Origin of the sequence: Proteiniphilum acetatigenes DSM 18083, assembly GCF_000380985.1 — a bacterium.
Classification (GTDB): domain Bacteria; phylum Bacteroidota; class Bacteroidia; order Bacteroidales; family Dysgonomonadaceae; genus Proteiniphilum; species Proteiniphilum acetatigenes.
Genome location: NZ_KB905707.1, coordinates 63,322 through 85,466, shown reverse-complemented (window position 1 = coordinate 85,466; position 22,145 = coordinate 63,322). Strand labels below are relative to the sequence as shown.

Below are 22,145 nucleotides of genomic sequence, written 5' to 3'. Positions count from 1 at the left end.
TAACCACTTGAGTTAAACTGTTGTACATAGCTGTTAACGGTATTACGAGATATACCAAGTGTAGCACCAATCTTGCGGTTACTAAAACCGTCTTTGATTAAGACTAAAATTTGTTTTATATCCATAGGATCAAGTTTATTTGCCATACCGCATCCCTTTTTTAGGGACAAGATAACTTGATCTTTTCAAAGTGGCACAAATCGAACCGTAAAAAGTGGCACGGTTTGAACCGAAAAAGGTGGCACACATAGACCGAAATCACTGGCACAAATCAAACCGTTTTATCCAAACATTTTTTTGAGCCCTTTTTGAATTCTTTCCTTAGCTTCATCGACGGAAATAGCACGGTAAAAATCTTCCGGCACTTCTTCTACTATTTCTACTCCCCGGCTATTGTAAACGCTATCCATGAGAATACATTCCACATAGTTGTTTAGGCTTCTGTTTTCCTTTTTTGCTCCCTCTTTCAGCTTATTTACTAAGTTTTCGTTAAGCCTGAAAGCCATTTGTTTTTTACGGATACTGTTTTCATTGTCTTATAATGTCATACATTCAATTGCTCTTGCATGACAAATATAGTGAAAGTTGGAAGAAATATAAATATTTTCTCTTGATTTTGACCACAGAGCAGATAAAAAATAGCCTTACTGTTCGGTCAATTTCTTCAGATACTCATAGACTGCCTGCTGGGCACGTATGGGCGGTTGATCGTTGTGTTTGAACACGTTTTGCAGGTTTTCGTCGATCCATGCCGCACTCTGGTTGTCGGCAAGTTGTATTTTCAGTATGTCGATGATCTGCTGCTTCAGTGAGTCCGTATAGATTGGGAAAGCCACCTCGATGCGGCGGTGCAGGTTACGCTGCATCCAGTCGGCCGACGTCAGGTAAATATCCTCTTCACCACCATTAAAGAAATACCAGACCCGGGCATGCTCCAGATAGGCATCTACAATACGCGTCACCGTGATATTTTTGCTGAACGGCTGGCCAGGCACCAGGCAACAGATACCGCGTATAATCAGGTCGATCTTCACCCCCGCCTCGCTGGCACGGTAAAGCGCATTGATCATCCCTTTATCCTCCAGACTGTTCATCTTTAAGATGATATGCCCTATGCCACCGCTTTTCACATGTTCGATCTCCCGTTCAATCATCTTATGGGTCTCGGGAAGCATATTAAACTGCGTCACTAACAAATGCTTGAAGTTACGCATATAGGGTTTTCCCTCCAACACACGGAATACTTCGTCGATATCTTTGATAAATTCTTTATTCGAAGTAAGTAACCCCTTGTCGGAATAGATACGGGCCGTTTTTTCATTGAAATTGCCTGTCCCCAGATAAGCATAACCTTTGATAGGATCATCCGGGTCGTTGCTACGCTTCCGTACATAAGCCAGTTTGGCATGTACTTTCAATCCCGGAAGGCTGTAAATGATCTTCACCCCTGCCTGCTGCATCAGTTCGGAAGTGAGATAGTTATTCATCTCATCGAAGCGGGCCTTTAGTTCGACAAAGACCGTCACCTTTTTCCCGTTCTTCGCAGCACTGATGAGGCTGTTGATAACAGCCGAGTTCTCCGCCACACGATATTGGGTTACTTTGATTTCCAGTACCTTCGGATCGAAAGCCGCCTGCAAAAGGAATCGCAGCAGATAGTCGAACGACTGGTAGGGAAAATGCAGCAGCACGTCCTGTTTCCGTAGTACCCTCAGGATAGAGTTGTTGGCTTCCAATTCCGGTACCCTAAGTGGTGGAGGCAATTGTTGCCTCAGTGAGTCACCCACCGGATTAGGAAGTTTCGCAAGATCGGCTCTGTTCAAATAACGGCCGGAAGGAAGCATTTCCTCCTCTTCAATCTCGTATACGTCACAGAGATATTGCAGAAAATAATCCGGTATATTTTTATCATACTGAAAACGGGTAACCGCCCCTATCTTACGTTTACGTACCTTGCTAAGAATCTCTTCGGCAATATCTTTCCTGTCTTCATCTTCCAATGAGAAGTCAGCATCACGTGAAATCTTGATGCTGAAGCAATCCACAATTTCATACCCGGGGAATACACTCTGCATATTCGCTTTGATCACATCATCGATAAACATGATATAATGATTACCTTCATACGACGGAAGTTGAATAAACCGGGGTATTTTGGTATAGGGGATCTTCATTATGGCATAGGTATATCCTAGCTTGTCAGACTTTTTCTTCTTTTTCAGGAGACTGATCACCTGATAGATGCGGGCATCCTGAATAAACGAATGAATATCATCCTTCTGAATGATCATTGGCTGCAAATAGGGAAATACCTCTTCGTTAAAATACTTTTTCACATATTCCTGATGGAACGGCTCCACCTTGTCGGTCTGATATAATATGATACCGTTGCGCTTCAGTTCCGGCAGGATCATCTTATTGAAGATATTATCATACTCCTTCTCCTGGGCAGTGACTTCCCTGTTGATCTGCACGAGAGTTTTCTTCGCCTCCTCTACAGATTCATCCCGGTCTATGCTTTCCAGCAGAGAACTATGGTATCCCGAAACACGTATTTTATAAAATTCCTCGAGATTGGAAGAATAGATGGAGAGAAATTTGATGCGCTCATACACCGGCAACCGTTCGTCTTTCGCTTCCAGCAGTACACGATAGTTGAATGACAACCAGCTGATATCACGTTTGAAATAAGAGTATTGATTATTTCCCATTATACCCGACTTTTTTTACACATTAAACCTCAAAATTACAAAGTTTGTTCGAATAAACTCTCTTTTAAGATTCATGTTCGCCATTTTAGAATTTAGAAGAAGTAAATCTCTCTTACCTCAGAATTCTTTGTACAAAAAAATTTATCTTTGTATTAAACCGATAAAAAAGAGCTCAAGCGTATGAAAAAAATCGGCCTGCTTTCCGACACTCACAACCATTGGGATGAGAAATTCGAGACCCACTTTGCCTCGTGCGACGAGATATGGCATGCGGGCGACATCGGGTCTCTGGCCCTGGCCCAACGGTTCGAAACATTAAAACCTTTTCGGGCTGTGTATGGTAATATCGACGACGCTGTAGTCCGCCGTGCTTATCCACACACATTGCGATTCATGCTGGAGAAGGTAGACGTAATGATCACCCATATAGGGGGATATCCCGGTCGTTACAATCCCGCCGTCCTGCCGCAATTACGAGCAAATCCTCCGAAACTGTTTATTGCCGGGCACTCCCATATTCTTAAAGTGATGTACGATAAGAAACTGGAATGTCTCTACATGAATCCTGGCGCTGCCGGCAAGTACGGGTTTCACCAGGTGCGTACCCTTCTCCGTTTTGTATTGGACGACGGCGATATCAGAGATCTTGAAGTGATCGAGATAGGAAAACAGGAGTAGAGGGAGTGGAAAGGTGGAAAGAGAAACTAAAACAGTCCGGGAAACCGTGACAGGATGCTCTCCCCTGCTCCCAGTAACATCAGTATGACTCCTACGCTCCGGTTAAGAAATACCAATCCTCTCCGGTTAAAATGTTTGCGTAATCGGGAAACCAAAGTGGTGAGAAAGAACCACCATATAAATGTAGCAGCGGTAAATGCGGCCAAGCCGGCGGCAAAAAATCTACTTCCGTCCGCCAAAGGGTTAAATGAGAAACGGGCGTAAAGTCCCATAAGTATTAAAATAATCGCCACATTGGATAAGGTGAGGAAAAACGACGAAACAAAATCTCTAATATATCGTGTTTCCTGGGGCAGTTTATTGGGAGTCCAGTCTCTCAAAGGATTAGAACGGAATACCATGAGGCCGAATAAAATAAGTATGATGCTTCCCATCGCCTGTATAACCTGCTCATATTTATCAAAAAAATCTGAGATAAAACTTAACCCTACTAATGTAATCAAGACATAGACCAGATCAGACAGCATAGCACCCAATCCAGTTACAAAGCCATGCCACCATCCCCGGTTGAGTGTTCGCTGAATGACCAGCATATTGATAGGTCCCATAGGTGCAGAGACCAACAATCCAATAAGAAACCCCTTGGCGATTGTTTCGAACATGTATCGCTGTTTATAGATATAACTCTAAATTTTTCCGGTGCAAAGGTACATCCATTATGCAAAACAGACAAAACAAGTTTTACCTCTGTATTCACTTATCGAAAAAGTTCACTAAAGTTAGACTTTTTCTTTACTCAACATAGTCAAAACAAGTTTTGCCTCTGTATTCGCTTATCGAAAAAGTTCACTAACTTTGTCACTCAATTCAAATTGATGAAAGTTGAATAGATTGACAGATATGATTACATTTTTTAAAACTCCTTCCCAAAGCGTGATTGCCGTACAAGCCAATACAGAATTTTCCACTGAAGAGATTCAAAAACTGACATGGCTGTTCGGCGAAGCTGAAGTACTCCCCACAGAAAGCGTCGATCAATCCTTTATCGGTCCCCGCCGTGAGATGATCACACCCTGGAGCACCTGTGCAGTAGAGATCACACAGAATATGGGTATCGAGGGTATCACACGTATCGAAGAATATACGCCATATAGTGACGACAATACAGCGGAATTTGATCCGATGTTGCAACGCAGGTATGACAAGCTGGATCAATCTGTGTTCACTATTGATAAGGAGCCCGAACCGATCATATATATTGACAATATTGCAGCTTATAATCAGGCGGAAGGACTTGCATTGAGCAATGAGGAGATCGATTACCTCAATGCCGTCAGCCAGAAGATGGGACGCAAGCTTACCGACAGTGAAGTGTTTGGTTTCTCACAAGTAAATTCAGAACATTGTCGCCACAAAATATTTAACGGTAAATTCGTCATCGATGGTGAAGAAAAAGAGATGACCCTGTTCCAGTTGATCAAGAAAACTTCTTCCGTTAATCCGAACAGCCTTATATCGGCTTACAAAGATAATGTGGCTTTTGTACAAGGCCCTACAATACAACAGTTTGCACCGGCAAGCGGTGATAAACCCGATTTTTTCCAAACCAAAGAGGTAGAAAGCGTGCTTTCACTCAAAGCCGAAACTCATAACTTCCCCACCACGGTAGAGCCATTCAATGGTGCTTCCACCGGTACGGGCGGTGAGATCCGCGACCGGTTGGCAGGGGGGAAGGGATCGCTCCCGGTAGCAGGTACAGCGATTTATATGACCTCCTATCCCCGTCTCGAAGAAGGACGCGCATGGGAACAAACGGTACCACCACGCAAATGGCTTTATCAGACACCTGAACAGATCCTTATCAAAGCCTCCAATGGGGCGTCCGATTTCGGGAACAAATTCGGACAACCGCTGATCTGCGGATCAGTACTCACCTTAGAACATACCGAAAACGACAAGAAATTCGGTTATGACAAGGTGATCATGCTTGCCGGCGGCGTCGGATATGCCAACAAACGTGATGCAAAAAAAGGAGAACCGCAGAATGGTGAGAAAGTAGTGGTGCTGGGCGGTGATAATTACCGTATCGGCATGGGTGGCGGCGCCGTTTCATCGGTCAACACCGGTGAATACTCTGCCGGGATCGAATTGAATGCCGTGCAGCGCGCCAACCCTGAGATGCAGAAACGTGTAGCCAACGTGATTCGTGCACTGGCCGAATCGGACGAAAACCCCATCGTCTCCATTCACGACCACGGTGCGGGCGGCCACCTCAACTGCCTGTCGGAATTGGTGGAAAAGACAGGAGGTATCATTGAGATGGACAAATTGCCTGTCGGAGACGAAACCCTCTCCGCACGGGAGATCATAGGCAACGAAAGCCAGGAACGGATGGGCTTACTGGTAGAGCAAAAGGATATAGAACGGATAGAGCGCATTGCCTCCCGCGAACGGTCGCCCATGTATGTGGTAGGTGAAACTACCGGCGACATGAAATTTACCTTCCGCCAGCCGGACAGTGCCTGCCCCATAGATATGGAACTGGAGGATTTCTTCGGAAAACCACCTGTCACCATCATGGAGGATACCTCTATCACGGAAGAATACAGTGCTCCGGAATATGATGAGGAATTACTGGAAACATATATAGAGAATGTACTCAAATTAGAAGCGGTTGCCTGCAAGGACTGGCTTACCAACAAGGTAGACAGGTCTGTTACCGGAAAAATCGCCCGTCAGCAATGCCAGGGTGAAATCCAACTGCCATTGAGTGACTGTGGAGCCATTGCACTCGACTATAATGGTTATGCCGGTATGGCAACGTCGCTGGGACACGCTCCGCAAGTGGCCATGATAGATCCCGCTGCCGGATCGGTAATGGCAATCGCCGAAGCACTTACCAACATCGTGTTCGCTCCGCTTACCGACGGATTACAAACTGTCTCCCTCAGCGCTAACTGGATGTGGCCCTGCCGCAATCCCGGAGAGGATGCCCGTCTTTACAAAGCAGTGGAAGCTTGTTCCGACTTTGCCTGCGACCTGGGCATCAATATCCCTACAGGAAAAGATTCACTCTCCATGACACAGAAATACGGCGACGACAAAGTCTACTCACCGGGGACGGTCATTATTTCTGCTGCCGCCGAAGTGAAAAATATCCGCAAGATCGTATCACCAGTACTGGCTTATATAAGAGGCACTTACCTCTATTATATCGACTTTTCATTCGACATTTTCAAATTAGGAGGATCGGCATTCGCTCAAACAATGAGCAAAATCGGGGACGAAGCGCCTACCGTGACCGATGCCGAATATTTCAAGAACACCTTTGCAGCCGTACAGGAGTTGGTGAACCGCGGATTGATCCTCGCCGGACATGATATCTCAGCCGGAGGGATGATCACCGCCATGCTGGAGATGTGCTTTGCCAATCCGCAGGGAGGATTGGAAGCACGCTTCGACAAGATCCGCCATGCAGACCTGATAAAAATCCTGTTCTCTGAAAATCCCGGGGTGATCATTCAGGTAAAACATCATCACCTGGTAGAAAAGATCCTGCAGGATTACGGAGTGGGAGCTGCTATCATAGCGCGTCCGATAGAAGAACGCAAACTGGTGATCTCCAAAGATACCTTCTGTAAAGAGTTCGATATTGACCGGTTACGGGATATATGGTATAAGACCTCTTACCTGCTCGACCGGAAACAAAGTGGCGAAGCCTGTGCTGCACAACGGTTCGAAAACTATAAAAATCAACCGCTTCAGTTTGGGTTCAACCCTTCCTTCACAGGAAAGATGGAAGACCTGGGACTGAATCCCCACAGGCAAGAGAGATCGGGACTCACCGCTGCCATTATCCGCGAAAAAGGCACCAATGGCGAACGGGAAATGGCCTACTCACTTTGGCTTGCCGGTTTCGACGTGAAAGATGTGCATATGACTGATCTTACTTCCGGTCGTGAAATGCTGGAAGATGTTCAGTTCGCCGTCTTCTGCGGAGGATTCTCCAATTCCGATGTGCTCGGATCCTCTAAAGGATGGGCCGGTGGATTCCGCTATAACGAAAAAGCAAAGACAGCGCTGAATAATTTCTTCGCCCGGGAAGATACACTGAGCCTCGGTATCTGTAACGGCTGCCAGCTATTGATGGAATTAGGATTGATCTACCCTGAAATGGGTGATAACCATCCTAAAATGCATCATAATGTGTCCCACAAATTCGAATCGACTTTCGTTACTTTGGAGATACCAAAAAATGAATCGGTGATGCTCAAATCGCTCGAAGGCACAAAACTCGGAGTATGGGTAGCGCATGGTGAAGGCCGTTTCCGGTTGCCGGAATCCGAATCGAATTATAATGTAGTGGCAAAATACCTCTACGACGAATATCCGGGTAATCCCAACGGCTCCGACTATGCTACGGCTGCTGTCTGCTCACGCGACGGGCGCCATCTGGCCATGATGCCGCATCCCGAACGATCAATCTTCCCCTGGCAAAACGCATGGTATCCCCACGCTTACCGCAAGCATGAAGTAACTCCATGGATGGAAGCATTCGCCAACGCAAGAGAATGGTTGAGGGTTAAGTCTCAAACAGTGTAAAAGCGGATATATCATAAGGAAAGGAGATTAAAATCAATGGATCCGGTTTTTGCATATAAGATGAAAGTGCGGGATTACGAGTGCGACGTGCAAGGGCATGTGAATAATGCCAACTATCAGCACTATTTTGAGGTGACGCGGCATGAGTTTCTGGAAAAGGCAGGACTCAATTTTCACCAGTTGCATCTGCAGGGTATCGATGCGGTAGTCTCACGTGTAGAGATCCGCTACAAGATCCCCCTGGTCGGAATGGATGAGTTCAACTGTACTGTACACCGTATCGAAAGAACGGGAGTGAAATATATTTTCCATCAGAAAATTATTCGCCTGGCAGATAACACAGTGTGTGCCAAAGCGAAAATTGAGGTAGTGAATCTGGTAAACGGCAAGTTATCACAGCCCGAAGTGTTCGACGAAGTGTTCGCTCCCTATATTTGAAGAGGAAAGGTGAAAAGGCGGAAAAGAGAAAAGTAAATTCCAACCTTCTCCACTTCTTGACTTCTCCACTTCTTATTTCTTTATTCTTTACTCTATGAACTATGAACACAGACAAATCTCTATACCAGATAGCACTTACGCATATCAAAGGCGTAGGGGTGATGTATGCCCACAACCTGATGCAGGTGATCGGCGACGAAGAAGCGATCTTCAAAGAGGATGTCCGTAAGTTGGAAGTCATTCCCCGCATTTCAAGACGATTGATCGGAGAGATCCGGGATCCGGAAGTAATGAGAAAGGCGGAGAAAGAGTTGAATTTTGTAATGGATAATAAGCTCCGACTCCTTTTCTTTACCGATGAAGAGTACCCCCAACGGCTTACCCAGTGTATCGACGCTCCCCTACTGCTTTATGCCAAAGGGAATACCGATTTCAATCACCAGAGAATCATCAGCGTGATAGGTACACGTAATGCCACCAGATATGGTGAAGATTTTTGCAAAGAATTTATTGAAGAACTATCGCACAGAGTTCCCGACATACAGATTATCAGTGGTCTGGCATACGGCATCGATATCTGCGCCCACCGGGCAGCACTGAAGCACAACCTCTCTACGGTAGCTGTACTGGCCCACGGGTTGGATCGGATCTATCCGCAGATTCATCGGCAGACAGCCGTCGAGATGCTACAGAACGGCGCCCTCCTCACCGAATTTCCCAGCGGCACCAATCCCGACAAGCACAATTTCGTGAAGCGCAACCGTATCGTCGCAGGCATGGCCGATGCAGTCGTAGTTATTGAATCGGGCGAAAAAGGGGGATCGCTTACTACTGCTGATATCGCCAACTCTTATTATCGCGAAGTATTTGCCTTGCCGGGCCGTATCCGGGATAAAATGTCAATCGGCTGCAACAGGTTGATATCGGAAAACAAAGCATTGCTATTACAAAGTATCAACAGTTTTATCTCACATATGGGATGGGAAACAGTAGAAAAACCAGTTCTTCCGGAACAACAGACGCTCTTTCATGATCTCTCGGAAGAAGAGACCATGATATTCGAAAAAATTAGTAATACCGGCTCTATACATGTAAACACACTGGCCATCGAACTCAACATTCCGGTGCCGGAATTGTTTATGACATTACTGGAGTTGGAAGTAAAAAATATTGTAATGTCGTTACCGGGCGGAATGTATCGGTTAGCATAAAAATTGGCTCGTTTCTCATCACTGCATCTCTTTATTTTTTATTATCTTTGGACAATGAAGTACGCAACAAGTCGATTAAACGACTGTTTATCAAGCCAGAAAACGGTAATACTACTGTCGACCGGCTTAATCACATTTAAAAAAAGATCAATGGCTTTACAGATAGGCGACAAAATACCCGAAATGCTGGGGACAGATCAAAATGGGAAACCGGTAAAAGCGGAGCAATTCAGCGGTAAGAAGCTAGCTCTTTACTTTTATCCGAAAGACAATACACCCGGATGTACGGCTCAGGCATGCAGTCTGCGAGACGGTTACGCCGACCTTCGCAAAGCAGGGTATGGAATCGTAGGTGTAAGTGTCGACAGTGGGAAGTCGCACCAAAAATTCATTGAGAAGTTCTCCCTACCCTTTCCTTTGATCGCTGACACAGATAAAAGGTTGGTAGAGGAATTCGGAGTGTGGCAGGAAAAATCGATGATGGGAAAAAAATTCATGGGTACCGTCCGTACGACATTCCTTGTGGATGAAAACGGAATCATCCGTGATAAGATAGAAGGGAGAGGAGTGGATACGAAAAACCATGCCGTGCAAATATTAGAGAAAACGAAAGCCGGTAGTGAACAATAAACCGGCAATGAGTACAAGCTACAAAAATTAAACATAACCAAAATATGGCAGAAGAAAAAGATAACAAAAACAGTGAAAAACTGAAAGCGCTGCGTGCAGCGATGGACAAGATTGAAAAGACCTACGGCAAAGGCTCTATCATGAAGATGGGCGACGAGAAAGTGGAAGAGGTACCGGTCATCTCCTCCGGCTCTATTGCCTTAAATGTAGCTCTGGGTGTGGGCGGCTATCCGCGCGGACGTGTCATTGAGATCTACGGACCCGAATCATCGGGAAAAACCACTCTTGCCATTCATGCGATTGCAGAAGCACAAAAAGCGGGGGGTGTGGCGGCCTTTATAGATGCCGAACATGCTTTCGACCGTTTTTATGCCGAGAAACTGGGTGTAAACACCGACGAACTGCTTATTTCACAGCCGAGCAGCGGTGAAGAGGCGTTAGAAATCGCAGAACAGTTGATCCGCTCTTCAGCGGTAGATATTATAGTGATCGACTCGGTAGCGGCACTTACCCCAAAAAAGGAAATAGAAGGCGAGATGGGTGACTCCAACGTGGGACTGCAGGCACGATTGATGTCGCAGGCGCTCAGGAAACTCACTTCAGCCATCAGTAAAACCAACACCACTTGTATCTTCATCAACCAGTTGAGAGAGAAGATCGGGGTAATGTTCGGTAATCCTGAAACAACTACCGGAGGGAATGCTTTGAAATTCTACGCGTCGGTACGTCTGGATATCCGCGGTAGCGGTACTGCTATCAAGGATGGTGAAGAACAGATCGGGAAGCCTACCCGGGTAAGGGTTGTGAAAAATAAACTGGCCCCACCGTTCCGTAAAGCAGAGTTCGATATTATGTACGGAGAAGGGATTTCACGTACAGGTGAAATTATCGACCTGGGATCCGATCTGGGAATCATCAAGAAAAGCGGTTCATGGTACAGTTATAATGACACAAAGCTGGGGCAGGGACGCGATGCAGCAAAGGCAGCCATCAAAGATAATCCCGAACTGGCTGAGGAACTCGAAAAGCTCATTTTTGACGCACTTAAGGAGAACAATAAGTGACATGGAGAACGAGACATCCCTTGTGGAAGTCTCGTTTTTTCTTTTACTCCAGATTGATCAAAAAAACTTTCTCCGGCACATTCGTCACATTTCCACATTAGTATCATTAGTCACATTGGCACATTAAATTATGCAAGATCACAGAAATTTAACGCAGTCCGAAATCAATCTGCTGGAAAAAAACGGATGTAGGTGTACCGACTGGGGGTTGATTATTGTAAAAGAAGATTTCGATCCTCGCTATGTACGTGAAAGCCATTTTTCAGGCAGGGTCGAACTCGGTATATTTGAGAAGGTGTTCTCTTTACCCGGTGGATTACAAAAACATGCCGGTATCAATCGCGCCGTGATCCATAACTGCACCATAGGCGATAATGTAATGATCGAGAATGTGCAGAATTATATCGCCAACTATACCATCGGTGATAATTGTTTCATTCAAAATATAGATGTGATCCTGGTCGACGGGATGACGACCTTTGGAAACGGAGTGCAGGTCAACGTACTGAACGAAACCGGAGGGAGGGAAGTACATATCAACGACAAACTCTCGGCCCATTTTGCTTATATCTACTCACTTTATCGCCATCGCCCGAAACTGGTTGAACGGATGAAGGCGATCATTGATTATTATTGCAACAAGCACTCATCTGACAGGGGAATCATCGAACATGATTGCAAGATTGTGAACGTCGGATATATCAAAAACGTGCGGATAGGTGCCTTCTGTAAAATAACCGGTGCGATGAAACTCAAAAACGGCAGTATCAACAGTAATGAATATGATCCGGTCTATATCGGACGTAATGTGATCGCCGAAGATTTCATTGTCTGTTCCGGTTCCACGATCGACGGAGGTTCTATTATTTCACGCTGTTTCATCGGCCAGGCCTGTCATATTGATCACGGCTATTCTGCTTCCGACTCCCTCTTTTTCAGCAATTGTCAGGGTGAGAACGGGGAAGCTTGCGCACTTTTTGCCGGTCCCTACACCGTCACACATCATAAATCCACGCTGCTCATTGCAGGGATGTTCTCCTTTATGAATGCCGGATCAGGCTCTAACCAGAGCAACCACATGTATAAACTGGGGCCTATTCACCAGGGGATCATTGAACGAGGTGCCAAGACGACCAGTAACTCTTACGTGTTATGGCCTGCCAAGGTGGGGCCATTCTCTCTGATCCTGGGACGCCATTCCCAACATGCTGACACATCGAATCTTCCTTTTTCCTACCTCGTAGAAAAAGACAACGGTACCCATATTGCACCGGGTGTGAACTTACGCAGTGTGGGCACCATCCGTGATGCCAAGAAATGGCCTGAGAGAGATCGTCGGAAAGATCCCGACCGGCTCGACTGCATCAATTTCAACCTACTCAGTCCCTATACGATCCAAAAAGTGTTTGCCGGTATAGAGATTCTCAAAAACCTTCAGGCTGTAGCCGGGGAAACATCGGAATTTTATACCTTCCAGAGTTGCGTCATCACCAATTCATCACTACTGAGAGGATTGAAACTTTATGAGATCATTATCCACAAATTTCTTGGTAACTCGCTTATCAAGCGCTTAGAGAAAACCCGGTTTAAAAGCAATGAAGAGATCAGGCAGCGGCTCGACCCGCAAGGTGCACCCGGACTGGGAGAATGGGTAGATGTTTCGGGGTTGATCGCCCCCAAATCGGAGATCGACGATCTGCTCTGCAAAATCGAATCGGGAGAGATCACCAAGCTGAAAGAGATCAATCATGTGTTCCAGAAACTGCACCAGGACTACTATGAAAACGAATGGACATGGGCCTGGGATAAGATTCAGTCGTTTTACAGTATCAAAGCCGATGAGATTACGGCATCTGATGTGATCTCTATCGTTGAAAAGTGGAAAGCAGCGGTAATCGGTCTCGATGAGATGATCTACAGCGATGCAAAAAAAGAATTCTCCCTCTCATTCAAAACCGGCTTTGGTGCCGACGGTAATATCCAGGATAGAGCCATGGATTTCGAATACGTACGGGGCGCTTTCGATAAGAACCCATTCGTTATAGCCACATTAAAGCACATCGAAGAAAAAAGAGCACTGGGAGACGAATTGATAGAAAGAATAAAAAATATACAATAAACATCCTATTTTCATGACAGACAAGATTGAGGAACTCATTCAGCAGTTCAACCCGCAACCTATACGCATTCCTATTAACAAGTGTGATCTGGAAGAGGTGATCGAAACGCTTATTTCACAGATGTTCCCTATCTGCGACTGTCCGGAACCGGTAGATGTCCATGAAAAGCTAAAGGAAGCGGCTGTAACACTTCACGCCAATATATCCTCACTTACCGGTGAGCAGAAAGCTGATGAGATCACCGAATCGTTTTTCCGCCAATTTCCTTCGCTTCGCGAACGGCTCTATAAAGATGCGGCCTGCTATTTGAGAGCCGATCCTGCGGCCAAAAGCCTGGAAGAGGTAATCCTCACCTACCCCGGATTTTATGCTCTCTGTGTGCATCGTGTAGCACATGAACTCCATCGACTGGGAGTCCCCCTGATCGCCAGGCTTTTTTCCGAATACGCTCATTCAAAGGTCGGTATCGACATTCATCCCGCCGCCAGGATAGGCAAAAATCTCTTTATGGACCATGGAACGGGGATCGTGATCGGTGAAACGGCCGAGATTGGTAACAACGTAAAGATATATCAGGGTGTAACGCTCGGTGCATTATATGTAGAGAAGAAATTGTCTGACGTAAAACGACATCCGACCGTGGAGGACAACGTGGTGATATACGCCAATGCTACTATTCTGGGAGGAAAGACGGTGGTCGGCCATGACTCGGTAATTGGCGGCGGAGCATGGCTCACGCGGAGTGTAGTCCCCTACTCTCTCGTCTCTAACTCGATAGATGTAAAGATACGGATGGTGAGGGATCTTTCCAGTCCTTATGATTTTGTGATTTGATTTCCCTTTCCAATCTCCTCCAGCAAAGCAACTGCCGTTTCCACGGTCTCTACGTGACTGATCGCAACCGACCGTTTTTTACCTTTTTCCTGCAAGCGGCATCGACGTGATTGTTTCTGTACAAAATCCAATAACTGGTCGAATACCGGCGAATTGTAATAGGGCGACTCCGGATCAGAGATCAGGAAAAGGGTCATCTGTCCGTTTTTCAGGACTACCTTCTCAATTCCCAGCGACTTGGCGATACGGCGAAGCCGCACAATGCGGATAAGCTCCCTGCCCTGCCCCGGAATTCTTCCGAAGCGGTCTTCCAGACGTTTCATAAAGTCCATGATCTCCGTCTCGGACTCCATATTGTCCATTTCACGGTAAATGGCTACCCGTTCCGCATCGTTCGGGATATAATTCACCGGGAACATGAGTTCCAGGTCGCTCTCTACCAGGACATCATCCACAAAATTATGCGTCTGAGCCCTTTCCGCCTGCTGTGTATCGTACAGTTCGGCGAACTCATCTTTTCGCAACTCCTGTACCGCTTCGGCCAATATCTTCTGATAAGTTTCATACCCCAGGTCGGCGATAAAACCGCTCTGTTCCGCTCCCAGCAGGTTTCCCGCACCACGAATGTCCAGGTCCTGCATCGCGATATGGAGTCCGCTCCCCAACTCGGCGAAATTCTCAATAGCCTGAAGGCGCCTGCGAGAGTCACTGCTCAGCATATAGAACGGGGGCGCCAGCAGATAACAGAATGCTTTGCGGTTGCTTCGACCTACCCTGCCGCGCAACTGGTGCAAATCGCTCAGTCCGAAATTCTGTGCATCCATCACAATGATGGTATTCACATTGGGCATATCGATGCCCGATTCGATGATAGTCGTCGCGATCAGGACATCCTGTTCATGATTGATAAAATCGGCAATCACACCTTCTAATTTCTTCGGATCCATCTGACCGTGTCCCACCGCCACGCGTACACCCGGCATCTCTCTCTTGATAAGGGCTTCCAGTTCATAAATATTCCTGATGCGGTTGTTCACTATAAACAGCTGCCCATTCCGGTTCAATTCAAAATTAATCGCATCACGGATAAGCTCTATATCAAACGTATGTACCTCGGTCTGTATGGGATAGCGGTTGGGAGGAGGCGTCCCTATGGTGGAAAGGTCGCGCGACCCCATCAGCGAGAATTGCAGAGTACGCGGGATAGGGGTTGCCGTCATAGTGAGCGTATCCACGTTCACCTTCAACTGTTTGAGTTTCTCTTTAACGGACACCCCAAATTTCTGCTCCTCATCGATGATCAGCAGTCCCAGATCTTTGAATTCCACATCCTTCCCCACCAGTCGGTGAGTACCGATAAGGATATCGATCTTTCCCTCTTTTAACCGTAGGAGGATCTCTTTCTGTTCTTTTGCTGTACGGGCACGGCTCAGGTAATCCACCTTTACCGGAAAATCAGCCAATCGTTCACTAAAAGTGTGGTAATGCTGTGTAGCCAGTACGGTAGTAGGTACCAGGACGGCCGTCTGCTTCCCGTCGGTAGCCGCTTTAAAGGCAGCACGGATCGCGATCTCGGTCTTTCCGAAACCTACATCGCCACAGACCAGCCTGTCCATAGGTCTCTCACTCTGCATATCGGCTTTCACATCGCGGGTAGCTTTCACCTGGTCGGGCGTATCCTCATACATAAACGACGCTTCCAGCTCTGTCTGCAGATAAGTATCCTTCGAAAAGGCATATCCTTTCTCCTGGTGACGCTGGGCATAAAGCTTAATCAGGTCGCGGGCAATATCCTTGATCTTCTTCTTTGTCCGCTCTTTCACCTTCTCCCATGCTCCCGAGCCCAGTTTGTTCAGTTGCGGTTCTTCCCCTTCCTTGCCTTTGTACTTCGATATTTTGTGCAGGGAATGGATCGAAACGAATACCGCGTCATTATTCTTATAAGTGAGTTTGATCACCTCCTGTATTTTATCGCCGATGCGCAGGCGTACCAGTCCGGCAAACCGGCCAATACCGTGATCCATATGCACCACATAGTCTCCCTGTTGGAGCTGGCTTATTTCCTTGAGTGTCAAGACAATTTTACCCGAGCGAGCCTTGTCTGATTTCAGGCTGTATTTATGAAAACGGTCAAAGATCTGGTGATCGGTGAAGCAACATATTTTCAGTGTCTCGTCCGAAAATCCTTCATGCAACGTTTTATTTACCGGTATAAAGGGGATGGGATCGTTACGATCCTCGAAAATATGGAAAAGCCGTTTCTGCTGCTTTTCACTGTCGCTCAATATATAAATTGTATACCCCTCATCCATGAAGCGGTGTAAAGATTCGCTCAGAAGATCGAAATTCTTATGATAGAGAGGTTGCACCGATGTGTTGAACTCAATAGCAGCATCAGGGGTATCCAACATCCTGGTATCGAAACGGATCTGTCGAAACGAACCGATACTCTCTAAGAAATCCTTTTTTGTGAGTAGATCGGCCTTCACAAATTCCTCATCCTTGGGATCGATATGCAGTTCATCCTCGTTGATCGATTCCACCCGGCTTGCAATCCAACGCATATCTTCCGTACCGATCACCGAGTCACCGGGAAGAAGTCCGAAAAGCGAAGCCTCTTTAGATCCGTTACGTCCGAATTCGGGAACGATCCGGATCTCGTTGAACTTCTCTTTAGACAATTGCGTTTCCACGTCGAAATTGCGTATGGTCTCCACCTCATCTCCAAAGAAGTCGATACGATAGGGATATTCACTCGAAAAAGAAAAGACATCAAGAATACTTCCCCGTACGGCATACTGTCCCGGTTCATATACATAATCTACTATCTGAAACCCCAGGCTGTCGAGCACTTCACTCACAAAAGCACTATCGATCCGGTCTCCCACCTCCACCTTCAGCGTATTATCCACCAGTTCTTTACGGGAAACCGTTTTCTCCGTCAACGCATCGGGATAACTGACAATAATCAATGGCCCGGAGCCATCCTGCAGGCGGCTTAAAACACCTGCACGAAGTACCTCGTTAGCGCGGTCTATCTGCCCGTACTTAGCAGCCCGCTTGTAGGCCGAAGGGAAAAAGAGCACATCAACCGAACCCATCATTTGGGTCAGGTCATGATAGAAATAGCCTGCGGTTTCCGCGTCATTTAAAATATAAAGGTAAGTCTGTGGTTGTTTGTGGAATAATTCCCCGGCAAATAAAGCATGCGACGATCCGTGCAAACCCGTTACCGATAAAACCTGTATCTCTTTCAGTAATGAGCCTGCTGCCGCCAGGTTGGGATGTTTTCCAATCAGCCGCTGTAATTGGGTAATGTCTATTGTTTCAACCATTCAGAAGAAAGTACAAAGATAAGCCAATTTTTTTAGTATCTTTGTCCCCCGGAGACAAGAAAATAATCACATATGGAGATAGATGCCAGGTACACACCTGATTACCTCTTCGAAGTCAGTTGGGAAGTGTGCAACAAAGTGGGCGGTATTTACACCGTCTTATCCACACGGGCCAATATTCTACAGAAAATTCATAAAGACCGTATATTCTTCATCGGCCCCGATGTATGGGGAGAACAGGAAAGTCCCTGGTTCAGGGAAGATGAGAACCTCTTTTCGTCATGGTATGAGTTTGCTACGCTCAATCAGCACCTCCCTATTCGTATCGGCCGGTGGAAAGTACCCGGAGAACCGATCGTCTTTCTGGTGAGATTCAATGCGTTTTTTGAAAAACAGAACGATATCTACACAGAAATGTGGATGGATTACGGTGTTGACTCGATTGCTGCCTATGGCGACTATCACGAAGCGACCATGTTCGCCTATGCCGCAGGACTGGTGATCGAGAGCTTTTACCGTTTCCATCATCTGGAAGCAGAGAATGTGATCGCCCACTTCAATGAATGGATGACAGGTGCCGCAGCGCTTTATATCAGAAAGCATGTGCCCAAGATCGCCACCCTCTTCACCACCCATGCTACCTCCATCGGCCGCTCAATTGCCGGCAACAACCTTCCGTTGTATGATCATCTGCATGTGTATAACGGCGACCAGATGGCGCGTCAGTTGAACATGACGGCCAAGCATTCCATTGAGAAGAAAGCCGCACAGCATGTCGACTGCTTCACTACCGTGAGTGATATCACAGCGGCGGAATGTACACAACTTCTGCAGCGACAGCCTGATGTGGTCACCCCTAACGGGTTCGAAAAAGATTTTATCCCCAAAGGGGCCAATCACAGCCGGGCACGAAAAAAGGCACGAAAGATACTGCTCAACGTAGCCGAGAAGATAGTGGGTCATACTATTCATCCTGATGCCTTGCTGATAGCGACCAGCGGCAGATATGAATACAAAAACAAAGGTATCGACGTATTTATCGATGCGATGAACCTGCTGCGGAAAATGCCACAACTGACAAAAGACGTCATCGCTTTCATCATGGTACCCGGTTGGGTAAAAGGGCCGCGGAAAGACCTTCAGGCACGTCTTTCCGAAGATAACTCCACACAAACGGAGAACCCATCCATGGAAAGCACTTCTTCAGACTGTCCGTTTATCACCCACGAACTGGTAGAACCACAGCACGATATGGTGATGAACCAGATCAGGCATTTGGGATTTTGTAATGCAGAGAAAGAGAGGGTGAAAATTATCTTTGTACCTTCCTATCTGAATGGAGACGATGGAATTTTCAATCTACCCTATTATGATCTGCTGATCGGATTCGATATGTCGGTTTTTCCCTCTTATTACGAACCATGGGGTTACACACCGCACGAGAGTGTAGCTTTTTCTGTCCCCACTATCACCACAACATTGGCGGGATTTGGTGTTTGGGCTAAAAAAGAGGGTGACAAGGGAGAAGGGATTAGCGACGGTATAGAGGTAATCCACCGTAACGATGATAACTATACGGAAGTGGTGGAAGAAATTGCCGCACTTGTCCATGACCTGTCACTAAAAAGCAACGAGCAGGTGAAAATATTGAAGCAAAGTGCGGCTGCCCTGGCAGATATGGCAGACTGGGCACATTTCATCCGCTATTACGAGGAAGCTTATCGCAAAGCATTGCATAACTCATTTATCAGATTATCGCATCCTTATAAACTTAAAATAGAATAAAAGCGTTATACTTGCCATATAGAAATAAAATCACAAAACAGCAGATACTACAGGCTATATTGCCCCTTTTTGTACGATTATTATTAAAACAGTAAATATAAAAGAAAATAAAAATAACAGCAATGATTATTCAGTCAAGTTATTCAAACTCTCCTATCTGGAAAGATATTCATGTACATGCCGAATTGCCTGACCAGCTACGTCCGCTGGAGGAAATTGCCCATAACCTATGGTGGGTATGGAATGAAGAAGCAAAAGCCATATTCGAGGTCTTAGACCCGCAGGAATGGGAAAAGAGTGGAAAAAATCCGGTCGTATTATTACAAAATTTACGCTCGGAAGTCACTGAAAATATATTGAAAAACAATGAGTTTCTGGAACGCATCCAGCGTGTCTATGAGCGATTCAAAGATTATATGGGCGTCCCGCACAACAGTGAACGGCCTAGCGTGGCCTACTTCAGTATGGAATACGGGTTATCGCATGTATTAAAGATCTATTCCGGTGGTTTGGGAATCCTGGCTGGAGACTACCTGAAGGAGGCAAGCGACAGCAATGTGGATATGACTGCGGTTGGATTTCTATACCGTTACGGCTACTTCACGCAAACCCTCTCGGTGGAGGGACAGCAGATCGCCAACTACGAAGCACAAAATTTTGGAAATCTCCCCATCACCCAGGTGATGAACGAAGACGGATCTCCTATGATACTGGAAGTACCCTTCCACGACCGCCCGATCTATTCAAATGTGTGGAAAGTGGCTGTAGGACGCATCAACCTCTACCTGATGGACACCGACATGGAACATAACAGCGAGTATGACCGTCCCATCACTCATCAGTTGTATGGAGGGGACTGGGAAAATCGAATGAAACAGGAGTTTCTGCTGGGCGTCGGCGGGATATTGCTGCTGAAGAAACTCGGTATCCGCAAAGATGTCTATCACATGAATGAGGGACATGCCGCTTTCATCAACATTCAACGTTTGCGAGATTACGTGGTCGAAGAGGGACTTTCATTTCAGGAAGCGTTAGAGGTAGTGCGTGCATCATCGCTCTATACAGTTCATACGCCGGTACCGGCAGGTCACGACTATTTCGATGAGCCACTGATTACCAAATACATGGCACCCATGATACAAAGTATTGGTATTTCCTGGCAACAATTTATGGATATGGGACGCGACAATCCCGGGTCGCATGAAAAATTCTCCATGAGCGTATTCGCGTTGAATACCGCGCAGGAAGCCAATGGTGTAAGCAAACTTCATGGCACTGTCTCGCAAAAAATGTTCCAGCCTGTGTGGAAAGGTTATTTCCCGGAAGAGTTGCATGTAGGTTATGTGACTAACGGCGTTCACCTGCCCAGTTGGGCAACTTCTTCGGTAAAGGCGCTCTATGAAAAATATTTCGGCGAGTCGTTTTACAATGACCAGTCAAATACCGAAATCTGGAAAAATATCTATAACGTGAGTGACGACGAATTATGGAAACTCCGCATGCATCTGAAAAAGAAGCTGGTAGATTATATCCAGGCTGAATTCAAAGATGGATGGCTCAAAAACCAGGCAGCCCCTTCAAGAATTATGAACATGCTGGAAGAGGTCAATCCCAACGCATTGTTGATAGGCTTCTCCCGCCGTTTTGCCACTTATAAGCGGGCACATTTGTTATTTACCGACCTCGACCGTCTGTCAAAGATTGTAAATAACCCAAAATATCCGGTGCAGTTTATTTTTGCAGGGAAAGCGCATCCTGCCGACGGGGGCGGACAAGGATTGATCAAACAGATTGTGGAGATATCACGTCGACCGGAATTCCTCGGCAAGATCATCTTTCTGGAAAATTACGATATGCGTTTGGCAAAACGACTGGTATCAGGTGTGGATATCTGGCTGAACACCCCCACCCGTGCACAGGAAGCATCGGGAACATCCGGTGAAAAAGCTGAGATGAACGGTGTATTGAACCTTTCGGTGCTCGACGGATGGTGGTATGAAGGGTATAAAGAAGGTGCCGGCTGGGCGTTGACCGACGAGCGAACCTACGACAACCAGTTTTATCAGGATGAGCTGGATGCCTCTACAATCTACTCTCTGCTTGAGAACGAGATCGTACCACTCTACTATGCGCATAACAGCAACGGTTACTCCCACGAATGGATACAATATATCAAGAAATCAATGGCCGAAATAGCTCCTCATTTCACTACGAAACGGATGATGGACGATTATTTCGACCGTTTCTACAATAAACTGGCACGTCGCTCTCATTTGCTCCACGATAACAACTATGCAAAAGCCAGGGAGATTGTGGAGTGGAAAATAGATACGGCCTCAAAATGGAATAAGTTGGAAGTCGTCAAACTAGAGTTCAATCCCAACCAGAAGGTAAATTTCAATAACGGACACCATGAGGTTTACGGTCGTGTTATAATCGACAGGAAAGATATGATCTGTGACTTAGGTGTTGAATGCGTAGTTGTGGATCACGATACGATGAACAAAGAGCCTCAGTTTGTGGAGTCATACGAATTCGATCTTGTCAAGACCGAAGGTTCCCTGCTCTATTTCGAATCGCGTAAAGCGCTGAACGATCCCGGTATACACCAGTATGGCCTGCGTGTATATCCAAAAAATCCCGACCTGCCTCACAGGATGGATTTCGCCTATATGCGATGGATATAATACAGTCGCCAATGAGATAAAAAAAAGCGCCCTCTCACGAGTGGCGCTTT

Annotated in this window: 15 protein-coding genes; 10 read left to right on the top strand and 5 right to left on the bottom strand. The window is 46.3% G+C overall.

The window, feature by feature from the left end:
- The 3 genes from F597_RS23170 to ppk1 form a co-directional block, all read right to left on the bottom strand.
- Nucleotides 1-125, bottom strand: a 125-nt coding sequence (locus tag F597_RS23170; protein WP_425413909.1) for a helix-turn-helix domain-containing protein, incomplete at its 3' end; no start/stop codon positions are given.
- 156 nt (nucleotides 126-281) lie between these two features.
- The gene (locus F597_RS22660) at nucleotides 282-506 is read right to left on the bottom strand and encodes a hypothetical protein (protein WP_019541036.1); all 225 of its coding nucleotides are present in this window, start codon (nucleotides 504-506) and stop codon (nucleotides 282-284) included.
- A 138-nt stretch (nucleotides 507-644) separates the two neighbouring features.
- Nucleotides 645-2,711, bottom strand: coding sequence for a polyphosphate kinase 1 (ppk1, locus tag F597_RS0117405; RefSeq protein WP_019541035.1), 2,067 nt, complete (start codon nucleotides 2,709-2,711; stop codon nucleotides 645-647).
- Nucleotides 2,712-2,891: 180 nt separating this feature from the next.
- Here ppk1 and F597_RS0117400 point away from each other — a divergent pair, with 180 nt between their 5' ends.
- Nucleotides 2,892-3,389 (top strand): metallophosphoesterase family protein, encoded by a 498-nt coding sequence (locus F597_RS0117400; protein ID WP_019541034.1) that lies wholly within the window; start codon nucleotides 2,892-2,894, stop codon nucleotides 3,387-3,389.
- Nucleotides 3,390-3,415: 26 nt separating this feature from the next.
- Here F597_RS0117400 and F597_RS0117395 read toward each other — a convergent pair whose 3' ends face one another.
- Nucleotides 3,416-4,051 (bottom strand): LysE family translocator, encoded by a 636-nt coding sequence (locus F597_RS0117395; RefSeq protein ID WP_019541033.1) that lies wholly within the window; start codon nucleotides 4,049-4,051, stop codon nucleotides 3,416-3,418.
- Nucleotides 4,052-4,289: 238 nt separating this feature from the next.
- Here F597_RS0117395 and purL point away from each other — a divergent pair, with 238 nt between their 5' ends.
- The 7 genes from purL (at nucleotide 4,290) to epsC (ending at nucleotide 14,288) form a co-directional block, all read left to right on the top strand.
- Nucleotides 4,290-7,991, top strand: a complete 3,702-nt coding sequence (purL, locus tag F597_RS0117390; protein WP_019541032.1) for a phosphoribosylformylglycinamidine synthase — start codon at nucleotides 4,290-4,292, stop codon at nucleotides 7,989-7,991.
- 36 nt (nucleotides 7,992-8,027) lie between these two features.
- Complete coding sequence (locus F597_RS0117385) at nucleotides 8,028-8,429, top strand: acyl-CoA thioesterase (RefSeq protein WP_019541031.1); 402 nt, start codon at nucleotides 8,028-8,030, stop codon at nucleotides 8,427-8,429.
- Nucleotides 8,430-8,530: 101 nt separating this feature from the next.
- Entirely contained in the window at nucleotides 8,531-9,640 is a 1,110-nt protein-coding gene (gene dprA / locus F597_RS0117380; protein WP_026327599.1) for a DNA-processing protein DprA, read from the top strand.
- A 150-nt stretch (nucleotides 9,641-9,790) separates the two neighbouring features.
- Nucleotides 9,791-10,270 (top strand): thioredoxin-dependent thiol peroxidase, encoded by a 480-nt coding sequence (bcp, locus tag F597_RS0117375; RefSeq protein ID WP_019541029.1) that lies wholly within the window; start codon nucleotides 9,791-9,793, stop codon nucleotides 10,268-10,270.
- A gap of 44 nt (nucleotides 10,271-10,314) precedes the next feature.
- Nucleotides 10,315-11,334 (top strand): recombinase RecA, encoded by a 1,020-nt coding sequence (recA, locus tag F597_RS0117370; RefSeq protein ID WP_019541028.1) that lies wholly within the window; start codon nucleotides 10,315-10,317, stop codon nucleotides 11,332-11,334.
- A gap of 130 nt (nucleotides 11,335-11,464) precedes the next feature.
- Entirely contained in the window at nucleotides 11,465-13,453 is a 1,989-nt protein-coding gene (locus tag F597_RS0117365; protein ID WP_019541027.1) for a DUF4954 family protein, read from the top strand.
- 13 nt (nucleotides 13,454-13,466) lie between these two features.
- Nucleotides 13,467-14,288 (top strand): serine O-acetyltransferase EpsC, encoded by an 822-nt coding sequence (epsC, locus tag F597_RS0117360; protein WP_019541026.1) that lies wholly within the window; start codon nucleotides 13,467-13,469, stop codon nucleotides 14,286-14,288.
- Here epsC and mfd read toward each other — a convergent pair.
- Entirely contained in the window at nucleotides 14,270-17,623 is a 3,354-nt protein-coding gene (gene mfd, locus F597_RS0117355; RefSeq protein WP_019541025.1) for a transcription-repair coupling factor, read from the bottom strand. The genes epsC and mfd overlap by 19 nt on opposite strands.
- 72 nt (nucleotides 17,624-17,695) lie before the next feature.
- Here mfd and F597_RS0117350 point away from each other — a divergent pair, with 72 nt between their 5' ends.
- Both F597_RS0117350 and glgP read left to right on the top strand, forming a co-directional pair.
- Entirely contained in the window at nucleotides 17,696-19,408 is a 1,713-nt protein-coding gene (locus F597_RS0117350) for a glycogen/starch synthase (RefSeq protein WP_019541024.1), read from the top strand.
- A gap of 122 nt (nucleotides 19,409-19,530) precedes the next feature.
- Nucleotides 19,531-22,095, top strand: a complete 2,565-nt coding sequence (glgP, locus tag F597_RS0117345) for an alpha-glucan family phosphorylase (protein ID WP_019541023.1) — start codon at nucleotides 19,531-19,533, stop codon at nucleotides 22,093-22,095.
- Nucleotides 22,096-22,145: the final 50 nt, after the last annotated feature.